Annotated in this window: 20 protein-coding genes; 10 read left to right on the top strand and 10 right to left on the bottom strand. The window is 70.4% G+C overall.

The window, feature by feature from the left end; translation table 11 throughout:
- The first annotated feature begins 34 nt into the window (after nt 1-34).
- On the top strand, nt 35-793 hold the full coding sequence (locus AB0C75_RS25810) for a hypothetical protein (protein ID WP_362894077.1): 759 nt from the start codon (nt 35-37) through the stop codon (nt 791-793).
- Here AB0C75_RS25810 and AB0C75_RS25805 read toward each other — a convergent pair.
- The gene (locus tag AB0C75_RS25805; protein WP_362894076.1) at nt 765-1,178 is read right to left on the bottom strand and encodes a DUF192 domain-containing protein; all 414 of its coding nucleotides are present in this window, start codon (nt 1,176-1,178) and stop codon (nt 765-767) included. The genes AB0C75_RS25810 and AB0C75_RS25805 overlap by 29 nt on opposite strands.
- A 104-nt stretch (nt 1,179-1,282) precedes the next feature.
- On the opposite strand from AB0C75_RS25805, the gene AB0C75_RS25800 reads away from it, so the two are divergent.
- The 3 genes from AB0C75_RS25800 to AB0C75_RS25790 all read left to right on the top strand — a co-directional run bounded on the left by AB0C75_RS25800 (nt 1,283) and on the right by AB0C75_RS25790 (nt 3,503).
- On the top strand, nt 1,283-2,074 hold the full coding sequence (locus tag AB0C75_RS25800; protein ID WP_362894075.1) for an A24 family peptidase: 792 nt from the start codon (nt 1,283-1,285) through the stop codon (nt 2,072-2,074).
- Between the two features lie 45 nt (nt 2,075-2,119).
- Nucleotides 2,120-2,944 carry a class I SAM-dependent methyltransferase gene (locus AB0C75_RS25795; protein WP_362894074.1) on the top strand — a complete coding sequence of 275 codons (825 nt, stop codon included), beginning with the start codon at nt 2,120-2,122 and terminating at the stop codon, nt 2,942-2,944.
- 103 nt (nt 2,945-3,047) lie between these two features.
- Nucleotides 3,048-3,503, top strand: coding sequence for a hypothetical protein (locus tag AB0C75_RS25790; protein WP_362894073.1), 456 nt, complete (start codon nt 3,048-3,050; stop codon nt 3,501-3,503).
- A gap of 49 nt (nt 3,504-3,552) precedes the next feature.
- Here AB0C75_RS25790 and AB0C75_RS25785 read toward each other — a convergent pair whose 3' ends face one another.
- Both AB0C75_RS25785 and mgrA read right to left on the bottom strand, forming a co-directional pair.
- Nucleotides 3,553-4,731, bottom strand: a complete 1,179-nt coding sequence (locus AB0C75_RS25785) for a winged helix DNA-binding domain-containing protein (RefSeq protein ID WP_362894072.1) — start codon at nt 4,729-4,731, stop codon at nt 3,553-3,555.
- A 252-nt stretch (nt 4,732-4,983) separates the two neighbouring features.
- Nucleotides 4,984-6,021 (bottom strand): L-glyceraldehyde 3-phosphate reductase, encoded by a 1,038-nt coding sequence (gene mgrA / locus AB0C75_RS25780; protein WP_362894071.1) that lies wholly within the window; start codon nt 6,019-6,021, stop codon nt 4,984-4,986.
- Between the two features lie 207 nt (nt 6,022-6,228).
- Between mgrA and AB0C75_RS25775 the strand changes: the two genes are divergently transcribed.
- The 4 genes from AB0C75_RS25775 (at nt 6,229) to AB0C75_RS25760 (ending at nt 11,238) form a co-directional block, all read left to right on the top strand.
- Nucleotides 6,229-6,990 carry an isoprenyl transferase gene (locus tag AB0C75_RS25775; protein WP_362894070.1) on the top strand — a complete coding sequence of 254 codons (762 nt, stop codon included), beginning with the start codon at nt 6,229-6,231 and terminating at the stop codon, nt 6,988-6,990.
- Nucleotides 6,991-7,291: 301 nt separating this feature from the next.
- Nucleotides 7,292-8,614 carry a PhoH family protein gene (locus tag AB0C75_RS25770; RefSeq protein ID WP_362894069.1) on the top strand — a complete coding sequence of 441 codons (1,323 nt, stop codon included), beginning with the start codon at nt 7,292-7,294 and terminating at the stop codon, nt 8,612-8,614.
- A 389-nt stretch (nt 8,615-9,003) separates the two neighbouring features.
- Nucleotides 9,004-9,711, top strand: coding sequence for a lytic transglycosylase domain-containing protein (locus AB0C75_RS25765; protein WP_362894068.1), 708 nt, complete (start codon nt 9,004-9,006; stop codon nt 9,709-9,711).
- Between the two features lie 132 nt (nt 9,712-9,843).
- Nucleotides 9,844-11,238 (top strand): AI-2E family transporter, encoded by a 1,395-nt coding sequence (locus AB0C75_RS25760; protein WP_362894067.1) that lies wholly within the window; start codon nt 9,844-9,846, stop codon nt 11,236-11,238.
- A 72-nt stretch (nt 11,239-11,310) separates the two neighbouring features.
- On the opposite strand, the gene AB0C75_RS25755 is transcribed toward AB0C75_RS25760, so the two are convergent.
- Nucleotides 11,311-11,844 (bottom strand): alkyl hydroperoxide reductase, encoded by a 534-nt coding sequence (locus AB0C75_RS25755; RefSeq protein WP_362894066.1) that lies wholly within the window; start codon nt 11,842-11,844, stop codon nt 11,311-11,313.
- 11 nt (nt 11,845-11,855) lie between these two features.
- Nucleotides 11,856-12,410 (bottom strand): peroxiredoxin, encoded by a 555-nt coding sequence (locus tag AB0C75_RS25750; protein ID WP_362894065.1) that lies wholly within the window; start codon nt 12,408-12,410, stop codon nt 11,856-11,858.
- Between the two features lie 132 nt (nt 12,411-12,542).
- On the opposite strand from AB0C75_RS25750, the gene AB0C75_RS25745 reads away from it, so the two are divergent.
- Entirely contained in the window at nt 12,543-13,502 is a 960-nt protein-coding gene (locus tag AB0C75_RS25745; RefSeq protein WP_362894064.1) for a hydrogen peroxide-inducible genes activator, read from the top strand.
- Between the two features lie 35 nt (nt 13,503-13,537).
- Here the strand turns inward: AB0C75_RS25745 and AB0C75_RS25740 are convergent, their stop codons facing one another.
- The 5 genes from AB0C75_RS25740 to AB0C75_RS25720 form a co-directional block, all read right to left on the bottom strand.
- Nucleotides 13,538-15,871, bottom strand: coding sequence for an FtsX-like permease family protein (locus tag AB0C75_RS25740; protein WP_362894063.1), 2,334 nt, complete (start codon nt 15,869-15,871; stop codon nt 13,538-13,540).
- Nucleotides 15,868-16,512, bottom strand: coding sequence for an ABC transporter ATP-binding protein (locus AB0C75_RS25735; protein WP_362894147.1), 645 nt, complete (start codon nt 16,510-16,512; stop codon nt 15,868-15,870). Before AB0C75_RS25735 ends, AB0C75_RS25740 begins: the two co-directional genes overlap by 4 nt.
- Nucleotides 16,513-16,568: 56 nt before the next feature.
- Nucleotides 16,569-17,093, bottom strand: a complete 525-nt coding sequence (locus AB0C75_RS25730) for a PadR family transcriptional regulator (RefSeq protein ID WP_362894062.1) — start codon at nt 17,091-17,093, stop codon at nt 16,569-16,571.
- Between the two features lie 202 nt (nt 17,094-17,295).
- The gene (locus AB0C75_RS25725) at nt 17,296-17,493 is read right to left on the bottom strand and encodes a hypothetical protein (protein WP_362894146.1); all 198 of its coding nucleotides are present in this window, start codon (nt 17,491-17,493) and stop codon (nt 17,296-17,298) included.
- 68 nt (nt 17,494-17,561) lie between these two features.
- Nucleotides 17,562-18,533 carry an SPFH domain-containing protein gene (locus AB0C75_RS25720; RefSeq protein ID WP_362894061.1) on the bottom strand — a complete coding sequence of 324 codons (972 nt, stop codon included), beginning with the start codon at nt 18,531-18,533 and terminating at the stop codon, nt 17,562-17,564.
- A 222-nt stretch (nt 18,534-18,755) separates the two neighbouring features.
- On the opposite strand from AB0C75_RS25720, the gene AB0C75_RS25715 reads away from it, so the two are divergent.
- Nucleotides 18,756-20,984 (top strand): transglycosylase domain-containing protein, encoded by a 2,229-nt coding sequence (locus AB0C75_RS25715; RefSeq protein WP_362894060.1) that lies wholly within the window; start codon nt 18,756-18,758, stop codon nt 20,982-20,984.
- Nucleotides 20,985-21,004: the final 20 nt, after the last annotated feature.

Here is a 21,004-nt window from a genome sequence, read left to right as displayed (position 1 = left end):
TGGTCCGGTGCGCGGCGGTCAGGAGCGGTGAGCGATGAGGGTACGTACGACTGTTGTGGCGGCGGGCGCGCTCGTCCTCTGCCTGGCGGCCGCCGGCTGCGGGGCGGACGACAGCGAGGGCGGCGACGGCAAGGCGGCCGGCGGCAAGGCCTCCGCCTCCCCGACACCGGCCGCCGATGCCACGCCTGAGGCTGGCTCCGAGCCCAGCAGCGACGGCAGGACCCTCAGCGAGGCCGAGCTCGCCGAGGTCGCCCTCGTCACGGACGAAGTGCCGGGCTACGAGATCGCGCCTCTGGAAGGCACCGACGACCGCGGCACGGAGAAGTCCGGGGACGAGGCCTGCCGGCCGATCGCCGCGATCATCAACGGTTCGCCCGAACCCGCCCCGGCCGCCACCGTCTTCCGTACGGCGATGGACACGACGGAGGAGGGCGACGACGACCAGACCGTTGTCACCGAGATCCTCACCTCGCACCCGAAGGGCGGGGCCGAGGAACTGCTGCGCTCGGTCCGCGAGGCCGTGCGAGCCTGCGCAGGCGGGTTCCGTACGACGAGCGACGAGGGGCCTTCCACCTACACCGGGGTCAAGAAGCTGCCCGCGGCCGACGTGGGCCAGGAGTCGTTCGCCTACCAGGTGACGGGCAGCCTGGCGGGGGAGAGGGTCCCGCTCGTCTTCCACCTCGTGCGCACCGGATCGACGGTCGTCACCTTCTACGCGGCGAACTTCGTCGACGCGACCGCGCCGGAGATCCCGGCGAAGCTCGTCACCGCACAGGCGGCGAACCTTCCGTAGCCGGTACGGAGACCCGCACCCGCGTCCCGGGCCGCAGGCCCCACCGCTCCATCGCCCCGGCCTCCGCCTCCACCACATGGCGGGCGCGGAGCCTGGGCAGACCGAGCCGCCCCGGCCTCATCGTGCGGACCGCGAGCACCTCGAACTTCCGGTCCAGGTACGCCACATCGATGGTGAACCGCATCCGGAAGGTGTGCACACTCCCGCACGGCGTGATCAGCAGGGCGCCGTCCACGCCGTCGGCCCCGAGCAGCCCACGCGTCCGCGCCCGGTAGGAGGCGGCGATCCGCAACGGCACCTCCCGCGCACCGGAGTCCGTCCCCTCCCGCGCACCGGGGTCCGCCCCGACCGTCAGTGTTCCGCTGCCGTTACGCCATTTCCCCATGGGAGCCGACGGTAGCCGCCGCACCCGGCGCGCGGGGCCCGAACGGCCCGCTCTGGGCCCTCGGACCCAAGACCCCGCCGTACGGCCGGTATTAGGGTCCTGTTGTGGACGCCACACTGATTGCGGTCGCCGCGCTCTGGGGCGCCGCCGCCGGACTGCTGCTGCCGCGCGCCGCGTACCGCTTCTCCGTGGAGCCCGACGAGGCCTGGAGGGACACGTGCCCGGCCGGGCACGCGCTCACGGGGCCCGCCCGTGGATGGCTCGGCCCGGCCAGGTGCGCGGCGTGCGCCGTGGCCGTCCCCTCGCTCACGGCAGGCGCCGCCGCGCGGGACCCGGAGCCTGTCGCGCGGGGCCGCTACGCCCCCGCCGTGCTCGCCCCGGTGGCCACCGTGCTCGCCTGCGTGGCCCTCGCCGCCGCCACCGGGACACGCCCCGAGGCCGTCGTCTGGCTGCTGCTGGCCCCGGTCGCCGTGCTCCTCGCCGCGATCGACCGGCGCGTCCACCGGCTGCCCGACACGCTGACGCTGCCCCTGGCCGGTGCCGTCGCCGTACTCCTGGGCGGCGCGGCGCTGTTGCCCGAGCCCGGCGGGGCCTGGATCTCCGCGCTGCTGGGCGGGGTGGCGCTCGGCGTCTTCTACCTCGTGCTCTTCCTGATCAACCCGAGCGGCATGGGCTTCGGTGACGTGAAGCTGGCCCTCGCGCTGGGCGTGGCGCTCGGCTGGTACGGCTGGGCGGTGCTCTGCGTCGGCTGCTTCGTCGGGTTCCTCCTCGGCGCGCTGTACGGGGCGGGGCTGATGCTCATGCGGCGCGCGGGGCGCAAGACGGGCATCCCGTTCGGGCCGTTCATGATCGCCGGTGCGCTGGCAGGCCTGCTGTTCGGCGGCCTCGCCGCCTGAGATATCCGGTCGCGCCCGCCCGCGAGGGGCTGGCACCCTTTCCCGATGACCGGATCGTCCGCACCCTTCGTCCCCTCGGCCTCCGACGAGCGCTTCGACACCCTCGTCGCGGAGGCCGACGCCGTTTCCGTCGAGGGCTGGGACTTCTCCTGGCTCGACGGGCGCGCCACCGAACAGCGGCCCTCCTGGGGGTACGCGCGCGCCATGGCGGGCCGGCTGGCGCGCGCCGGGGCGGCGCTCGACATCCAGACCGGGGGAGGGGAGGTACTCGCGTCCGCGCCCGTGCTGGCGCCGCTCACCGTGGCGACCGAGTCCTGGCCGCCGAACGTCGCCCGCGCGACCGAGCTGCTGCGTCCGCGGGGCGTCGCCGTCGTCGCTGACTCCGACGAGCCGCCGCTGCCGTTCGCCGACGGGGCCTTCGACCTGGTCGTCAGCCGGCATCCGGTGACGACGTGGTGGGACGAGATCGCCCGGGTGCTGGCCCCGGGAGGCACGTACTTCTCCCAGCAGGTCGGCCGGGAGAGCGTGTTCGAGCTCGTCGAGTACTTCCTCGGGCCACGGTCAGCCGATGAGCGCGGCGCCCGGGACCCGGAGCGCGCGCGGCGGGACGCGGAGGCCGCCGGGCTCGATGTGACGGATCTGCGTGCCGAACGCCTGCGTGTCGAATTCCGCGACATCGGCGCCGTCGTCTACTTCCTGCGGAAGGTCATCTGGATGGTGCCGGGATTCACCGTCGGCGCCTACCTCCCCCAACTGCGGGAACTCCACCGGCAGATCGAGGAGACGGGTCCCTTCGTCGCCCACAGCGCCCGCTTTCTGATCGAGGCGCGGAAGCCGGGACCTGGACACTCACCGAAGGCCCTACGCTGAGGTCGGCTTCACAGACCGCCGATGCAACGGGCCCGGCTGCCCCTCCGTCCTACCCATGAGTAGTGCGACCCTGGTGGTTGAGCGCACAACGAAGGAGCGGGTCATGTCGGTGGGAAGGGAAATGCCGGGCGAAGAGATCAGCCCGCCGGCCGGGCGGCCGCGCCACGGGAAGGCCGACTGGCTCACCGGCGCGCGGATCATCGCCGTCCACGGCCTGTTCTACCGGCCCGAGGGCCGCGCCGGAGAGCCGGAAGCCATCGAATTCGTCCTGGAGGGCGGGGAGTCGGTGCTGCTGACCTGTGCCTCGGGGCGCACGCTGGGCATCACCTCCGGAGCCTGGCCCGCCCTTCCCGACTGGTGTGTGCCCGCCGGCCAGTGGCAGTTCGAGCACCTGGGCCGGCTGCCTCCTCCTCCGTACGGCGGGGCGTGGACGGTCGTCGGCACGCAGGAGCGGCGCGAGGAGCACGGAGAGGTGCGCGAGGCGGTGATCCGGTGCGAGAACGGCGACTTCGTGATCACCGGCGGCGACACGCTGGCGATCCGCTTCGTACCCGGCTGAGCCCCTCGGGCCCGGCCGAGCCTCCTGGCCCCGGTCCGAGCGGCCCCGTCTATGCGTGACCGCCCACGGTCACCTTTCCGATCGTCAGTTCCGGTGTGCCCTCCAGCACCTCGCCCAGTACCTCCACCTGCTCCTCCAGTGCGCGTGTACGCCCGGCGTCCAGCGGGCTCAGCGGCTCCACGGTCACCGCGATCCGCTTCCCCGAGCGGCGCTGGTGCCACACCCCGGCGACCGTGCCGTCCACCAGCAGCACCGGGAAGTTGCCCGCCTGGCCGCCGGCCAGTGCGCGGGTGTACGCCGCGCCGGGGAAGAGCAGCTCGCGGGGCCGTGACGCGATGCTGAACGCGTCGAAGTAGGGGAGCAGCCGCACACCGCGAGGCGCCGCCGACGGGAAGAGAGTGTCGCCCGCTTCCACCCAGGCCGCCCCACAGCCCTCGAAGTCCACCTCCTCGATCGCGCCCGCACGGGCCAGGCCGTCGAAGAGCTGCCCGGCCCAGCCGCGCGGCGCCGCGAGCCACTGGGCGAAGTGGACGGGCGTGGCGGGGCCGTAGGCCCGCAGATAGCGCCGTACGAGCGCGGCCGTCGCCTCGGGACCGGGCATCGGGGTGGTCCCCGGGTTGGTGTACGTGGCCTTCCGGCCCCGGTTCGGGGCGTAGCACAGGGCGCCCCGGTGGCCCGCCAGATGCAGCACCTGACGCCAGCGCGGCCACATCCCCTGGAACGCGGGCATCACCAGGTCGCCCGCCCAGGGGCCGGTGCGGGCGATCACCTCGTCCGAGAGTTCGTCGACCGTGAGTTCTGCGCCGGTCAGCGCGTCGGTCACCGCCGCCAGGACCGCCTCGACCTGATCCGGCGTCATCCGGGCGTCCTTGGAGAACGGGCCGGTCCCCGTCGGCACTGCCGACAGGGCTCCCGTCCACATCGGCAGCTCGTCGGCGGGCAGCAGGTGCACGGTGCCGCGGGGCCCGAAGGTCTTGACGAGGGTCCGGTCGGTCCACAACGCCGTACGCACATCCGTACGCGTCACCCCCGGCGCGCGGAGCCCGGCCGAGAGCTCGGCGGCCGACAGCACCTGCGCGTGCGCCCCGAGCATCGTGGCGACAGCGCCTGTGGCGTCATGGACGGCGGCGCCGGCGGGCGGGGTGCTCCCGGAGAGGGACTGCCGGTCCAGGCGCCGGGCGTTCGCCCGGGTCCAGCTGACGGTCGTCGTGCGGGCTCGTGTCGTCATGGGCCGAATGTAGGACGCCTGTAGGACGGAAACGGTCCTGTACGAGGCGCTTCGACGCCCTGGTGAGACCCTGGAAGTGTGCCCGCAGCGCAGTCCTCCGAATTCGGAGAGTGATAATTTCGTGGCGTGGCACGCAGCATCACTTACGAAGGGTTATGGTGGAAACCCCCCCTCGGGCCGGTCCGTAACCCCCCCCACGGACCGGCCCGTTTTTTGTGCCCCGGGCCGGGAGACCCCCCGGGCGACCGTGTGTCAGCCGCGGTTGGCCCAGATGTTGGTGCTCGCGGTGTCCACGGCGAAGGTGTCGATCTCCTTCAGTTCGGCGGCGGTCAGCGCCGGAGCGGCGAGCGCCGCCACGTTCTCCTCCAGCTGCTTCACGCTCGACGCGCCGATCAGGGCCGAGGTCATGCGGTTGTCCCGCAGCACCCAGTTGAGCGCCAGCTGCGCGAGGGACTGCCCCCGGCCCCGCGCGATGTCGTTCAGCCCGCGCAGCCGGCGCACCATCTCGTCGGACAGCAGATCCGGATCCAGGGACTTGCCCTGGCTGGCGCGTGAACCCTCGGGGATGCCCTTCAGATACTTGCCGGTGAGCAGCCCCTGGGCCAGCGGCGCGAAGGAGATACAGCCCATGCCGGCCGTCTCCAGGGTGTCGAGCAGCCCGTCGGACTCCACCCAGCGGTTGACCATCGAATAGGACGGCTGGTGGATGAGGGCGGGCACCCCCATCTCCTTGAGGATCCGCGCCGCCTCGGCGGTCTGCGCCGCGTTGTAGGAGGACACGCCCGCGTACAGAGCCTTGCCCCGGTTCACGGCGGAGGCGAGCGCACCCATCGTCTCCTCGAGGGGCGTGTGGGGGTCGAAGCGGTGGGAGTAGAAGATGTCGACGTGGTCGAGGCCCGTCCGCCGCAGCGAGGCGTCGAGCGAGGACAGCAGGTACTTACGGGACCCCCACTCGCCGTATGGGCCCGGGTGCATCCGGTAGCCGGCCTTGGTGGAGACGAGGATCTCGTCCCTGTACGGGGCGAAGTCCTGGCGGAAGAGCTTGCCGAAATTCAGCTCGGCGGAGCCGGGCGGCGGGCCGTAGTTGTTGGCCAGGTCGAAGTGGGTCACCCCGAGGTCGAAGGCGCGGCGCAGGATGGCCCGCTGGGAGGCGAGGTCACGGTCGTCGCCGAAGTTGTGCCAGAGGCCGAGCGAGATGGCCGGCAGTCGGAGCCCGCTGCGGCCGGTGCGGCGGTACTCCATGGAGTCGTAGCGCGACTCGTCGGCGAGGTAGGAGAGGGAATCAGTCACTTTTACTCCTTATCACGGAGTTGTGACAGACCGGGTTGGGCCCCCGTGACGCTGCGGCAGTAATGTGGCGGCTTCGGGACATGCCGGTCCGCGGCGCGAGAAAGCGCCCTGCGGACCGCACGGTGATCCCCCCGGGGGACGGCCCCGGACCCCCCGCGAGGGGGAGGACGGGCCAGGGGCCCGTACGGAACCGAGAGGGTGAACTCAGTGAACTTGCGCGACCTGGTGTACGGGCTCTACGCACGCCGGGTGGGAGGCCGCCTGGATCACGACCAGGTGCCCAAGCACATCGGAGTCATCCTCGACGGCAACCGGCGATGGGCGAAGGCGTCCGGCGGCTCGGCCGTGGAAGGACACCAGGCCGGGGCGGACAAGATCTCCGAGCTGCTCGGCTGGTGCAGCGAGACGGATGTCGAGGTCGTCACCCTCTGGCTCCTGTCCACGGACAATTTCGACCGGCCCGAGGCGGAGCTCATCCCGCTGCTCGGCATCATCGAGAACACCGTGCGCCAGCTGGCCTCCGACGGCCGGTGGCGCGTCCACCACGTCGGCACGCTCGATCTGCTGCCCTCCAGGACCCAGACGGTGCTCAAGGAGGCCGAGGAGGCCACGACGGGCATCGACGGGATAATCGTCAATGTCGCCGTCGGCTACGGCGGGCGCCAGGAGATCGCGGACGCGGTCCGCTCCCTCCTGCTCGAGCACTCCTCCCGGGGCACGACCTTCGAGGAGCTCGCCGAGGTCGTCTCCACCGACCTGATCTCCGAGCACCTCTACACACGCGGACAGCCCGACCCCGATCTCGTGATCCGTACGAGCGGGGAGCAGCGTCTTTCGGGCTTCATGCTCTGGCAGAGCGCCCATTCGGAGTACTACTTCTGCGAGGTCTTCTGGCCGGCCTTCCGCAAGGTCGACTTCCTGCGCGCCCTGCGTGACTACGCGGCGCGTCACCGGCGCTACGGGGCCTGACGAGGGGGCGGAACGGGGACCCTTGTCGCAGGCAGGGGCATGGCTTCGCGTGTTCGAGGGAATACAGCTCTCAGGCGATGTCCGGTCAGTAACCAGGCGGACCTCGCAGCCAAGTGAGCGGCACCCTGCCCGCTCGCCCGGGAGGCCCTTTGCACACGAAGGACCGCACACCGTGCGGCCGACGCGGAGGGCCGGTGTTCGGCCCGCGCACGGGGCCCGAACCCGGTCCGTCCTCTTCCTTCGGGAAGTTCCGCGACCTCCGTCGCACTCCCCGACCTCGTCCGAGGGGGTACGTCCTTCCGTGGTGACCAGCATCAAGCGCCGCATGCCCGACAGGCGCACCTATGTTCTCGACACCAGCGTCCTGCTGGCCGACCCCAACGCCATGGCCCGGTTCGACGAGCACGAAGTGGTGCTGCCGATCGTCGTGGTCACGGAGCTGGAGGCCAAAAGGCACCATCCCGAGCTCGGATACTTCGCCCGGCAGGCCCTGCGCCTGCTGGACGACTTCCGCGTCCGGTACGGCCGGCTGGACGCCCCGATCCCGCTCGGGGATCTGGGCGGGACGCTCCGTGTCGAACTCAACCATTCCGACCCCGGCGTCCTGCCCGCCGGCTACCGGTTGGGGGACAACGACTCACGGATTCTCGCGGTCGCACGCAATCTGCAGGCCGAGGGGTACGACGTCACCGTCGTCTCCAAGGACCTGCCGCTCCGGATCAAGGCGTCATCGGTCGGTCTCCTCGCCGAGGAGTACCGCGCCGAGCTCGCCGTCACCGACTCCGGCTGGACCGGGATGGCGGAGCTCACCCTCGCCGCGGAACAGATCGATCTGCTCTTCGGCGAGGAGACCCTCTACGTCCCCGAAGCCGCCGACTACCCCGTGCACACCGGTCTTGTCCTCCAGTCCGAGCGCGGCAAGGCGCTCGGCAGGGTCACGGCCGAGGGCAATGTGCGACTCGTGCGGGGCGACCGGGAGGCCTTCGGGATCCACGGCCGCAGCGCCGAGCAGCGCATCGCGCTCGATCTGCTCCTCGACCAGGACGTCGGCATCGTGTCCATGGGCGGCCGGGCCGGCACGGGCAAGTCGGCACTGGCGCTCTGCGCGGGCCTGGAGGCCGTCCTCGAGCGCCGGCAGCACAAGAAGGTGATGGTCTTCCGGCCGCTGTACGCGGTCGGCGGGCAGGAGCTCGGCTATCTCCCCGGCAGCGAGGCCGAGAAGATGAGCCCCTGGGCGCAGGCCGTCTTCGACACACTGTCGGCGGTCGCCGGGCGCGAGATCATCGAAGAGGTGCTGGGGCGCGGGATGCTGGAAGTCCTGCCGCTCACCCACATCAGGGGCCGCTCGCTGCACGACGCGTTCGTGATCGTGGACGAGGCGCAGTCACTGGAGCGGAACGTCCTGCTGACCGTGTTGTCCCGTATCGGGGCGAATTCACGGGTGGTGCTCACCCATGACGTGGCGCAGCGGGACAACCTCAGGGTCGGCCGGTACGACGGAGTCGTCGCCGTGGTCGAGAAACTGAAGGGGCATCCGCTCTTCGCGCATGTGACGCTCACCCGTTCCGAGCGTTCGCACATCGCCGCGCTGGTGACCGAAATGCTGGAGGAAGGTCACATCTGACCGGTAACACCCCATAGATGCCGCCCGGTGAGCCAAGGAGCTTAGCCGGGCGGCTTTGTGCTGCGCCGTCATTTCCGAAAAACACGTGCGCCAAACGGGGTGTGACCTTTAACACGCAACACAGAATTGCAACGTGCCGTGTCCGTCCGGCAGAGTCTTGCTTCCGTCAGGCCCCGCATACGGCACTTGGGCACCTCCAGAGGCGCCACGCACCACACAACTCAACAACCGCCGTCCGTATGCCGCCCGCGAGAACCACGCGGCGCTCCCGCAAGGGAGTGCCCACCGGGCCCGTGCCTCCCGTGACCCAAGCAGTAGGGAGGCCAGTGTCAGGGGCACGATTGCGCCCCGCGAGGTCACCTAAGCGGGCGATGCTGGAAGGACACCGTGTGAGCCGGATCTCGGTCCGGGGGTTCGCCGTGGCATCTGCCACCGCTGTAACCACCGTAGGCGCCGTCGTGGGCGTTGCGTCGGGCGGCACTCCCGCTGCGGACGACAACAACTTCGAGGCGGCCGCAGCCGACACCACGCTGCTCGCAGACATCCCCGCGGGCCAGCAGGCCCAGGTTCAGACCGCTTCGCTGACGCAGCAGGCAGACGCACAGGCCTCCGCGGCCGACGCGGCGGCCAAGAAGTCCGCCGAGGAGACGGCCCGCATCCAGGCCGCCAAGGACGCCAAGTCGAAGAAGCAGGCGGCCGAGGACAAGGCGGAGGCGGAGCGCCAGGTAAAGGAAGACGCCAAGCGCGCGAGCCGCGAGTCCGTCCGCGACGCGTCCTCCTTCTCGGGCTCGGCGAAGAGCTCCTACACCGTGGCCGAAGTGCAGGCGATGGCCCGCCAGATGGTTCCCGCCGACCAGTTCCAGTGCTTCAGCAACATCGTGAACCACGAGTCGACCTGGAACTACCAGGCGGCCAACCCCGCCTCGGACGCCTACGGCCTGGTGCAGGCGAATCCCGGGTCGAAGATGGCGTCGGTCAGCTCTGACTGGCAGACCAACCCGGCCACCCAGATCAAGTGGGGCCTCGGCTACATGGACGACCGCTACGGCAGCCCCTGCGGCGCCTGGTCCTTCTGGCAGGCCAACAACTACTACTAGGAGCCCCGTACGGGTTCCGCGCTCAACCTCGGGAAGCCCCGCACCGTCCTACGGTGCGGGGCTTCCGGTGTGTACGGTCGACCCCGACGACTCCGGGGGCGTGCGCGGAGCGAATGGGGGAAGGGAAGATCCATGTCGAAACTTCCGGGGTGGCTCGGCCGGCTGGGCGCCGAACTCACCGATATCGGGGCGCGCCTGGAAGAACGCCGTGCCGAGGACGAGCGCCGTGCCGAGGCGGACGCGGCCAAGAGCGTGTCCTCGTCGACGCTCTCCACCGTCGCCGCCGAACAGGTGCCTCGCCCGCCCGACTACGCCCCTTCCGTGGGCGCCAGACCCGATCCGGTGGCCACCATCCCCTGGGGGATGCGTGTGGCGGCCGAGGCGGGCTGGCGGCTGCTGGTCCTGGCCGGCACCCTCTGGGTGCTCATGCGGATCATCAGCGCCGTCCAGCTGGTCGTCCTCGCGTTCGTCGCCGGTCTGCTGGTGACCGCGCTGCTCCAGCCGACCGTCGCGGCGCTGAAACGGTTCGGCCTGCCGCGCGGGCTTGCCACCGCCGTCACGGCGGTGCTCGGCTTCGTCATCATGGGCCTGGTCGGCTGGTTCGTGGTGTGGCAGGTGATGGACAACCTGGACACGCTCTCCGACAAGGTGCGCGACGGCATCGACGAGTTGAAGCGCTGGCTCCTGGACAGCCCCTTCCATGTCACCGAGCAGCAGATCAACGACGTCGCGAAGAACCTCAGCGACACGATCGGCACCAACACCGAGGAGATCACCTCCGCCGGGCTCCAGGGCGTCACCGTGATGGTGGAGGTCCTCACCGGGATGCTGCTGGCGATGTTCTCGACGCTCTTCCTGCTCTACGACGGGAAGCGCATCTGGCAGTGGGCGCTCAAGCTGGTGCCCTCCCAGGCCCGGCCGGGCGTCGCGGGCGCAGGCCCGCGTGCCTGGCGGACGCTGACCGCCTATGTGCGGGGCACGGTGATCGTGGCCCTGATCGACGCGATCTTCATCGGTCTCGGGATCTACTTCCTCGATGTGCCGATGGCGGTCCCGCTCGCCGTCTTCATCTTCCTGTTCGCCTTCATCCCCCTGGTCGGCGCCGTGGTCTCCGGCGCACTGGCCGTGGTCGTCGCGCTCGTCACCCAGGGCGTGTTCACCGCGCTGATGGTGCTGATCGTGGTGCTCGCCGTGCAGCAGATCGAGGGGCACATCCTGCAGCCCTTCATCCTGGGCCGCGCCGTACGCGTCCATCCGCTGGCCGTGGTGCTGTCGGTCGCCGCGGGCGGCATGGTCGCCGGTATCGGTGGTGCGGTCGTCGCCGTGCCGCTGGTCGCGGTGACCAATACGGTGGTCGGCTATCTGCGCTCGTACGGACGGGACACCGCGGCGCTCCAGGGCCCCGGTCCGCACGGCGCCACGGCGCTCTCTGCCCTGCCCCCGACCTCGCCGCCCTCGGACCGGCCCGCCGGGGGACCGGTCGACCGGGGCGAGCCGCCGCGTCCTGGGGGCGAACCGGGAAAGTGACGTAGGAGAAACGACATAAGAAGGGCCCCAGGGACGGTCGGTCGTCCTCGGGGCCCTTCTCGTTCATGGGTACTACTCGGCGAGCACAGCCTCGGATTCGAGGGTCACGCCGACCGCCTGGATCACCGAAGCAATCTTCACGGCTTCCTGAATGGTCTCACGGTCCACGCCGGCCTTGCGCAGCACCTGCTCGTGGGAGTCCAGGCACTGGCCACAGCCGTTGATCGCGGAGACGGCGAGCGACCACAGCTCGAAGTCGATCTTCTCCACGCCGGGCTTGCCGATGACGTTCATCCGCAGACCCGCACGGAGGTTCCCGTACTCGGGGTCCGACAGCAGGTGCCGGGTGCGGTAGAAGACGTTGTTCATCGCCATGATGGCGGCGGCAGACTTCGCCGCGGTGTACGCCTCGGCGGAGAGGGCGGCCTTGGCCTCCGGCTCCAGCTCGCGCAGCACCTTCGGCGAGCGCGAGGCGATCGCGCAGGCCAGGACGGTGCCCCACAGCTGCTGCTGGGGGAGCTCGCTGTTGCCGATGACCGAGCCGAGGTTCAGCTTCAGGTCCTTGGCGAAGTCCGGAAGGGCGGACTTCAGTTCATCGAGTGCCATGTCGGATCAGCTCACTCGCCCGAGAGGAGGGCGACCGGGTCGAGGGTGTTCTCGCCCTTGGTCCAGTTGCACGGGCAGAGCTCGTCGGTCTGCAGGGCGTCGAGGACCCGCAGGACCTCCTTGGGGTTACGGCCCACGGAACCGGCGGTCACCATCGTGAACTGGATCTCGTTGTTCTGGTCGACGATGAACACGGCGCGCTGCGCGAAGCCGTCCTCGCCCTCGATGCCGAGGTCACGCATGAGCTCGTGCTTCGAGTCGGCCAGCATCGGGAAGGGCAGGTCGGTCAGGTCCGGGTGGTCCTTGCGCCAGGCGTGGTGGACGAACTCGGAGTCACCGGAGAAGCCGAGGATCTGCGCGTCACGGTCGGCGAACTCCTCGTTCAGCTTGCCGAAGGCGGCGATCTCGGTGGGGCACACGAAGGTGAAGTCCTTCGGCCATGCGAAGACGATCTTCCACTGGCCCTCGTAGGTCTTGTGGTTGATCTGCTCGAACTCGTTGCCGCTCTCCAGCGACACACAAGCGGTCAGGTCGAACTCGGGGAACTTGTCACCGACAGTGAGCACGCGCTCTCCTTGCAGCGTAGGAAATCCCTTTTTGGGGGCGTTCCTGGGGGTTGGACACCGCTCACCTTGGCACAGAGTGCATTGATCACGGAAATAGCTACACTCGGTCCGGATGATCGGAGGTGCCTATCAGTGGCGTATGTAAATCAGGCTATTAGGGTCAAGCAGCCCAGCCTCGCGCAGCTGCGCGCCTTCGCGGCCGTGGCGGAGCATCTGCACTTCCGGGACGCGGCGGCAGCAATCGGGATGAGTCAGCCGGCGCTCTCCGGAGCGGTGTCCGCGCTGGAGATGGCACTGGGTGTCCAGCTCATCGAGCGTACGACGCGCAAGGTGCTGCTCTCGCCCGCGGGGGAGCGTCTCGCTGTGCGGAGCCGGGCGGTGCTGGAGGCGCTCGGCGAGCTGATGCAGGAGGCCGAGGCGGTGCGTGCGCCGTTCACCGGCGTGCTCAGGCTCGGCGTGATCCCGACGGTCGCGCCGTATCTGCTGCCGGCCGTGCTCAGGCTGGTCCATGAGCGCTACCCGCACCTGGATCTCCAGGTGCACGAGGAGCAGACGTCCTCGCTGCTGGAGGGGCTGGGGGCCGGGCGGCTCGATCTGCTGCTGCTCGCCGTGCCGCTCGGGGTGCCCGGGGTCACGGAACTGCCGCTGTTCGACGAGGACTTCGTCCTCGTCATGGAGAAGGAGCACCCGCTTGCCGGGCGCACGGGACTGCCGCGCGGGACCCTGCGGGATCTGCCGTTGCTGCTGCTCGACGAGGGGCACTGCCTGCGCGATCAGGCGCTGGACGTCTGCCGGGAGGCGGGGCGCGTCCCGGGGACGCCGGTGACGACGACGGCGGCCGGGCTCTCCACGCTGGTCCAGCTCGTCGCGGGCGGGCTCGGGGTGACGCTGCTGCCGCGTACGGCGGTGCGGGTGGAGACCGGGCGCAACGAGGCGCTGGACACCGGCTGCTTCCAGGACCCGGCGCCCTCGCGGCGGGTGGCGCTCGCCGTGCGGACGGGCTCGGCGCGGCAGGACGAGTTCGAGGAGCTCGCTGCCGCGCTGCGGGGGGCGATGAGGACGCTGCCGGTGCGGGTGTTCGGCGAGGGGTGAGCGTGGCACCGGCCGCGCTCACCCCTCGCGAGGCGTCATTCCGTACGCAGCCCGTCCGGGCGCATCAGGCGCCACAGCAGGGGCAGGGAGAGCACGGTCACGGCCACGATCAGCGCGCCGCCCGCCCCGGCCATCGGCAGGAACAGCCACCACCGGGTCACCGTCTTGTCCAGCATCCACGTCACGACGACGCCGAGCCCGAGGCCGCCCGCCGTCGCGACCACGAGGCCGACGATCACCGGCACCGCGGTCTGCCAGAGCACCGACCAGCCGAGGGTGACGCGCCTGGTGCCGAAGGCGACGAGCACCGACAGCAGCCGCTTGCGCTCGCGGAGCTGCTCCAGCTGGGAGACCAGCATGGACGCGGCGATGAGCGTCAGCGTCACCGCGGCGCCGAGCCGCAGGCCGGTCTGCACGCTGGCGTACTGGCGGTCGCGTGTCATCGAGGTCAGGGTGTCGACCCGCATGGCCGGGTCGATCCCGGCGGCCGTGTTCCGTACGAACTCGGCGGAGTCCTCCACACTCTCGTCGACCTTGATCTGGGCGATCGTCTCGGCGTGGGGGACGGTGCGGGGGTCGAGGGCGCCGACCGTCGCCAGGATCCCCGTGTGGTCCTCACCGTGCGGATCGGGGGCCTCCATGACGGTCCTGGCGTCCGCCGGCAGGGTCCAGCGCACCGACTTGGCGGTGGGCGTGATTTCGACCTCGGAGTTGAGCTCGACCTCCTTGCCCTTGCGCGCCGTTTTGTCGACCCACTCGTTCATCTCCTTGTCGTCCGAGTGGACGACGAAGGTGTCCCCCTCCTTGCAGGAGCTGATCCGGGCGAGTTCCTTGAGCGTCGCGCAGTCGCCGATGGTGAGTGAGGTGGTGGGCGTCATGTCGGCCGCGTCGTACTTCCCCGGCTGGATCACGTAGGCCTCGACGGTGCCGATGACGGCTTCCACCCCCTCGGTGGACCGGAACGCCTCGATGGTCCGGGCGGCGGCGTCCCCGTCGACCTTCTCCGATCTGGCGTAGAACTGGGCGCGCGTCGGGTCCTGTCCGGTCGTCTGCATGAAGTCGTCGCTGACGGCGGCGAACAGCATCTGCAGGGCGACCGCCCCGGCGACGGCCACGGTGATGCCGCTGACCGCGCGGGACGCGGCCCCGCTGTTGAGCTGCAGCCGGCGGATGGCCAGCTGCCAGGACAGCGGGCCGCCGCTCAGCCGGTTCACGCACGCGTCCACCATCCAGGGGAGCAGCAGCGCGAGCCCGAGCAGCACCAGCACGGCGCCCGCCGCGATGGGGTACGGGTTGACCGGGGTGAATTCGTCCACCCGGCCGGTCAGTCCGAGGACCGCGAACCCGGCGACCGGCATCAGCAGACGCCACCAGAGGCGGCGCTTCCGGCTGCCGGAGCGGCGTACGACGCCGAGCGGCTCGATGGCGACCGAGCGCATGGCGACGAGCGTGACGGCCACGGCGGACAGGGGCACCGCGACGGCGACCAGCGCCGCGATCCACGTGGCGGGCACCAGGTCGGACGGGAAGACGCTGCGGTCCCACAGCTGGACGTGACTGACGAATTGGCGGCCCAGGAGGAAGATCGCCACACCGGCCAGCAGCCCGAGCAGGGAGCCGAACAGCGCTTCGCCCGCAGCGATCCGGCGGGTCGAGCGGATGTCGGTGCCGACCAGACGGAGGGCGGCGAGGCGGCGGTCGCGGCGGTCCCCGCCGAACCGTACGGCGGTGGCGATGAAGATCGCGACGGGTGCCAGCAGGACGACGCAGATCAAGATGACCAGGACGACGAGGACGGGCTGCATCGGCTCGTCCCTGGGCTCGCTCCCGTAGCCGGCCAGCCGGTGTCCGCCGGTCGACAGGGTCAGTGAGTCGCTGCCCAGGTAGAAGTGCAGCTCGTTCGGGGAGAGCAGGCCCTGGTCGGCGATCGTCCCGCTGATCCGGTACGGAAGCCGCTCCTTGAGCAGTTCGCCCTCGGACGAGGCCAGCAGGTCCCGCAGGGCGGGGGAGACCACCATCTCCTGCGCGTCGGGGAAGTGGGACACGCCGGGCGGGAGAACCGGGTGGGCGCCCTCCGCGCGCACCAGGTAGCCCCCGACCTCACGGCCGCGGAATTCGCTTCCGGCGCTGATCTGCAGGACCGTGGTGTCCGACTTCGGAACGGTCGTGTCGCGCGAGGCCTCGGTCTCCTCGCGGGCCTGGCTGCGATGGTCGCGCTCGTCGAGCAGATGGGGGACGGACGAGGCGACCAGCAGCAGCGCCACGCCGAGACCCACGCCGACGGCGGTGAGGGTGGTCCGTGCCCAGCCCTCACGTCCGCCGGCGACCGCGAAGCGTATGCCGAGGCCGAGGTCTCGCAGCCAGGTCATGCGACGTACTCCAGATCCCGGCACCGGCCGTCGCGTACGACGATGTCGCGGTCGGAGTAGGCGGCCACGCGTGCCTCGTGCGTCACGAGCACCACGGCCGTACCGGCTGTCCTGGCGGACTCGGTGAGCAGCTCCATGACCCGCTCGCCGTTGAGTGAGTCCAGTGCCCCCGTCGGTTCGTCGGCGAAGATCACCTTGGGGGAGGCGACCAGGGCGCGGGCCACGGCGACGCGCTGGCCCTGACCGCCGGAGACCTCGCCGGGGCGCTGGGTGGCGACGTCTTCGACCTCGAGGCGCTGCATCCACTCCAGGGCGGTCCGTTCGGCCTGCTTGCGCTTGACGCCGTCGAGCCGCAGCGGCAGGGCGACGTTCTCCACGCAGGTCAGCTCGGGGACGAGCTGGCCGAACTGGAAGACGAAGCCGAAGTCGCTGCGGCGCAGGGCGCTGCGCTCGGAGTCGGGCATCGCGGAGAGTTCGCGGCCGCCGTAGGTGATGGTGCCCGAGTCGGGGGTGACGATCCCGGCGAGACAGTGCAGCAGGGTCGACTTGCCGGATCCGGACGGGCCCATGACGGCGACGACCTCGCCGGCGTGGACGGAGAAGGACGCGCCGTCGAGAGCGGGGGTGGAGCCGTAGGTCATGTGGAGCTCGTGGGCGGCGAGCAGGGAGCCGGCCGGGGCGGGAGCTGTGGTGGAGGTCACGGGGCGACCACCTCGGCGAGCCGGCCGAGACGGGCGGAGGTCAGTTCCAGCCAGCGCAGATCGGCTTCCAGGTGGAACAGGGCGTGGTCGCAGATCAGCTGGTCGGCGAGATCGCCCTGGCGCTTGCGGTCGGTCAGGATGCGCATCAGGCGTAGGTGCTCCGAGCGTTGGGTGTCCAGGAGGTCGCCGGCGTCGCGGCCGGTGAGCAGGGCCAGGACGACCTTCGTGTAGAGGGTCGACTGGAGATACGGCTCCGGTTTCTCCGGCTGCGCGAGCCAGGCGCTGACATCGGTGATGCCGGCGTCGGTGATGGCGTAGCGCTTGCGCTCGGGTCCGCCGTCCGTCTCGACGCCGTCGACCTCGACGAGCCCGTTCTTCAGGAGGCGGGACATGGTCGCGTAGACCTGGCCGTAGTGCAGGGGGCGATCGTGCCCGAACTTCTCGTCGAAGGCGCGCTTGAGGTCGTAGCCGTGGCGGGGGCCGGACTCCAGGAGCCCTAGGAGGGTGTGACCGATTGACATGGCCCGCACTGTACACGGTGTGTATACCTGCTGTGTATACGGGGCTGTGGGCGCGCGGTGACGGCCCCGCCGCCAGGGGGCTCCGCCCTCGGACCCCCGCGCCTCGATCGCCGACGGGGCTTGATCTGCCGGCCTGGGCACCTGGGTTTGCCGGTCGGGGCAGGGGTGCGCCCCCTGCGGCGGGGGCCGCAGGGGGCGGAGATCAAGGTCGATCGGGCGGCGGCGGTGTCTTCGGGGGCCGGCCACGGCGGGCGATCGGGGTCGTGCCGCGCGGGAGGCGGCCCGCCTCCGCCAGCGCCCGCCGCAGCAGGAACTCGATCTGCGCGTTCGCGCTGCGCAGCTCATCCGCGGCCCAGCGGGCCAGCGCGTCGTGCACCGCGGGGTCGAGCCGCAGCAGCATCTGCTTGCGGGTGGCGCCCTGCCGGGCGGGCCGGGCGGGCCGGTCGGGAGGAGGAGCCGCGTCGTCGGTCACTGGTACAGCGAGCCCGTGTTCAGGACCGGCTGCGTCGCCCGGTCACCGCACAGGACCACCATCAGATTGCCGACCATCGCCGCCTTGCGCTCGGAGTCGAGCTCGACGATGTCCTGCTCCGCGATCCGGGTCAGTGCCATCTCGACCATGCCCACCGCGCCCTCGACGATCTGCTGGCGCGCCGCCACGACCGCTCCGGCCTGCTGTCGCTGGAGCATCGCCGAGGCGATCTCGGGGGCGTACGCGAGGTGGCTGAAGCGGGACTCGATGATGTGGACGCCCGCCGCCTGCACCCGTGCGGTGAGCTCGACCGCGAGCTTCTCGGTGATCTCCTCGGCGTTGCCGCGCAGGGAGAGCCCGCCCTCGTCGTGGGCGTCGTACGGGTACTCGATCGCGATGTGCCGGACGGCCGCCTCGGTCTGGGTGGCGACGAACTCCAGGAAGTCGTCGACCTCGAAGAGCGCCTGTGCGGTGTCCTCGACCTTCCAGACGACGATCGCCGCGAGCTCGATCGGGTTGCCGTAGGCGTCGTTGACCTTCAGGACGGCCGTCTCGTGGTTGCGGACGCGGGTGGAGATCTTACGGCTGGACGTCAGCGGGTTGATCCAGCGCAGGCCGTCGGAGCGGATCGTGCCGACGTAACGGCCGAAGAGCTGGATGACCCGGGCCTCGCCCGGAGCGACCATCTTCACACCGCTCATGCAGAAGAAGGACGCGATGGCCAGAAGCAGGCCGAGGATGAAGAGCGGGACGCCGGCGGCGTTGTTGCCGTCGGAGCCGAGGACGCCGCCGATGATGCACAGGGCCACGCCGATGAACACCCCGAGGATCGTCAGCAGCAGACCGAGGCCGCCGGGGATGGAGTGGGCGGTCGTCTCCCTGACCTGGGGCGTCGGCATCTCCGGTGCGTCCGGGGTCAGGTCGGCGCCGGGGTCGGTGCTGCCGGGAAGGTCGTGCGGTGCGGACATGGGTCCCCCGTTTCCCGCGGCTTGTCACCGCGCTAGCAATGTGATTACACATTAACGTCTCTCGCAACCTTGTGCACCCCTCGCGAGTCGGTTCCTTCAGGAGCAGGTGCTGATTCTCACGTCCGGAAAAGACCGGATCGCTTGCCTTTTGTCCGGGCTTTCGGTGTTAGCTGGCAGGTCTGACCGGAGTGGTACGAGCAGAAGAACAGGAGCACCACAGCGATGGGTCGAGCGGATGAACGGCGAGCCCAGGGGCGGGGAGCACGCCGGGCCGCCGAGAGGGGCGGCATACGCCGGCTCTTCACCTGGCGGAAGCTGCTGGGTACCTTCTTCGGTCTCTGCCTGCTCGTGATGGGCGCCTTCGTGGCCCTCTACGTGTATGTCGACGTGCCGGCGGCCAACGCCCAGGCCGAGAAGCAGAGCAACGTCTACAAGTACAGCGACGGCACACTCCTGGCCCGCAGCAACTCCGAGGTCAACCGCGAGAAGGTGGACCTCGCGGTCATACCCAAGAAGGTCCAGCACGCCTTCGTCGCCGCCGAGAACAAGTCCTTCTACCGGGACCAGGGCATCGACCTCAAGGGCACCACCCGCGGACTGCTGAACACGCTCACCGGCAAGGGCAAGCAGGGTGGCTCCACGATCACCCAGCAGTACGTGAAGAACTACTACCTCACGCAGGACCAGACGGTCACCCGCAAGCTCAAGGAGCTGGTGATCTCGCTCAAGGTCGACCAGCGCATGAAGAAGGACGACATCCTCGCCGGATACCTCAACACGGTCTACTACGGACGCGGTGCGAGCGGTATACAGGCGGCGGCCCAGGCGTACTACGGCGTCGACGCCAAGGACCTCTCCACCGCCCAGGGCGCCTACCTCGCGTCCGTCCTCCAGGCCCCCAGCCAGTACGACTGGGCCAACGCCACACCCACCGGCAAGAAGCTCGTCAAGGAGCGCTGGGCGTACACGCTGAACAACATGGTCGACGAGGGCTGGCTCGGCAAGGCCGAGCGGGACAAGCTGACCTTCCCCGCCCCCGAGGCACCCAAGGCCGCCCCCGGCATGGAGGGCCAGACCGGCTATCTCGTCGAGGCCGCGAACGACGAGATGAAGCGGCAGGGCATCACCGACGAGGAGCTGGGCGCCGGCGGCTGGACGGTCACCCTCAACATCGACAAGAAGCGGCAGAAGCAGCTGGAGAAGTCGGTCGCCGACCGGTTGGAGAACCAGCTCGACCGCAAGGGCAACAAGGTCGACGCGACCGTCCAGGCCGGTGCCACGTCCGTCGACCCGAAGACCGGAAAGGTCGTCGCGCTGTACGGCGGTGTCGGGGCCACCGAGCACTGGTACAACAACGCCACCCGCCAGGACTACCAGCCGGCCTCCACCTTCAAGCCGCTGGTGCTCGCCTCGGCGCTGGAGAACGGGTCGACCACCCAGAGCGGCGACCTGATCGGCCTGAACACGGTCTACGACGGCACCAGCAAGCGCCCGGTCGTCGGCAGCGACACCCCGTTCGCCCCGGAGAACGAGGACGACATCAGCTACACCAGCCCGACCGTCCAGACGGCGATGGACAAGTCGATCAACGCCGTCTTCGCGCAGATGGTCGTCGACGTCACCCCGAGCGCCGTGAAGAAGACCGCGCTCGACCTGGGCGTACCGGACAAGAACTTCCCCGAGCGGCCCGCGATCACCCTCGGCACCATGAACGCCTCGACCTGGGACATGGCCGGGGTGTACGCGACGCTCGACAACCACGGCAAGAAGGTCACCCCGACCATCGTGAAGTCCGCCGAACACCGCGACCGCACCATGGAGCCCGTGGACGGCACGGGCAGCCAGGTGGTCAGCCGGACCTCGGCGGACACCGTCACGAAGGCACTGACCGAGGTCGTCGACGTCGGCTCGGGCAGGGCGGCCAACACCTCCGCCTACGACGCAGCGGGCAAGACGGGTACGTCGGAGAACAACAAGTCGGCATGGTTCGCCGGCTACACCCCGGAGCTCACGACCGTCGTCGCCCTGTACGGGGAGTCGACCAAGGAGGGCGGCGGCCAGGTCAGCCTCACCGGTACCGCCAACTCCGGCCGGGCCAACGGTGGCGGTTTCCCCGCGAACATCTGGGCGGACTACACCCTGGGTGCCCTCGGAGGCGGTTCGGACGCGGCCTTCGACCTGGAGGGCGTCGAGCGCGGAGAGACGCAGGTGACCGAGACGCCTTCGAACACCCCGTCGGAGACCGACGAGCCGTCGGAGACCCCGTCGGACGAGCCCGAAGAACCCTCCGAGTCGCCCAGCGAGTCGCCCAGCGAGGAGTCACCGCCCGTCGAGTCGCCGAGCGAGACCCCGACGGAGCCGACCGAGAGCCCGAGCGGCACGAAGGACCCCGACGACGGGGACTTCCCGCCCGGCGAGCGGCCGGGTGGCGAAGGCCTGCTGGGGCAGTAGCGACGGATGAGGGGCGGGTG

The sequence above is a fragment of the Streptomyces sp. NPDC048565 genome (assembly GCF_040650935.1).
Taxonomy (GTDB): Bacteria; Actinomycetota; Actinomycetes; order Streptomycetales; family Streptomycetaceae; genus Streptomyces.
The sequence above is the reverse complement of the archived record's forward strand: the minus strand, read 5'-3'. Positions and strand labels throughout refer to the sequence as shown.

Coding starts and splice junctions, on each gene's coding strand:
- AB0C75_RS25810 (WP_362894077.1), top strand. CDS start 35: ATGAGGGTACGTACGACTGTTGTGGCGGCGGGCGCGCTCGTCCTCTGC.
- AB0C75_RS25805 (WP_362894076.1), bottom strand. CDS start 1,178: ATGGGGAAATGGCGTAACGGCAGCGGAACACTGACGGTCGGGGCGGAC.
- AB0C75_RS25795 (WP_362894074.1), top strand. CDS start 2,120: ATGACCGGATCGTCCGCACCCTTCGTCCCCTCGGCCTCCGACGAGCGC.
- AB0C75_RS25790 (WP_362894073.1), top strand. CDS start 3,048: ATGTCGGTGGGAAGGGAAATGCCGGGCGAAGAGATCAGCCCGCCGGCC.
- AB0C75_RS25785 (WP_362894072.1), bottom strand. CDS start 4,731: ATGACGACACGAGCCCGCACGACGACCGTCAGCTGGACCCGGGCGAAC.
- AB0C75_RS25760 (WP_362894067.1), top strand. CDS start 9,844: ATGTCGAAACTTCCGGGGTGGCTCGGCCGGCTGGGCGCCGAACTCACC.
- AB0C75_RS25755 (WP_362894066.1), bottom strand. CDS start 11,844: ATGGCACTCGATGAACTGAAGTCCGCCCTTCCGGACTTCGCCAAGGAC.
- AB0C75_RS25740 (WP_362894063.1), bottom strand. CDS start 15,871: ATGACCTGGCTGCGAGACCTCGGCCTCGGCATACGCTTCGCGGTCGCC.
- AB0C75_RS25735 (WP_362894147.1), bottom strand. CDS start 16,512: ATGACCTACGGCTCCACCCCCGCTCTCGACGGCGCGTCCTTCTCCGTC.
- AB0C75_RS25730 (WP_362894062.1), bottom strand. CDS start 17,093: ATGTCAATCGGTCACACCCTCCTAGGGCTCCTGGAGTCCGGCCCCCGC.
- AB0C75_RS25725 (WP_362894146.1), bottom strand. CDS start 17,493: ATGCTGCTGCGGCTCGACCCCGCGGTGCACGACGCGCTGGCCCGCTGG.
- AB0C75_RS25720 (WP_362894061.1), bottom strand. CDS start 18,533: ATGTCCGCACCGCACGACCTTCCCGGCAGCACCGACCCCGGCGCCGAC.
- AB0C75_RS25715 (WP_362894060.1), top strand. CDS start 18,756: ATGGGTCGAGCGGATGAACGGCGAGCCCAGGGGCGGGGAGCACGCCGG.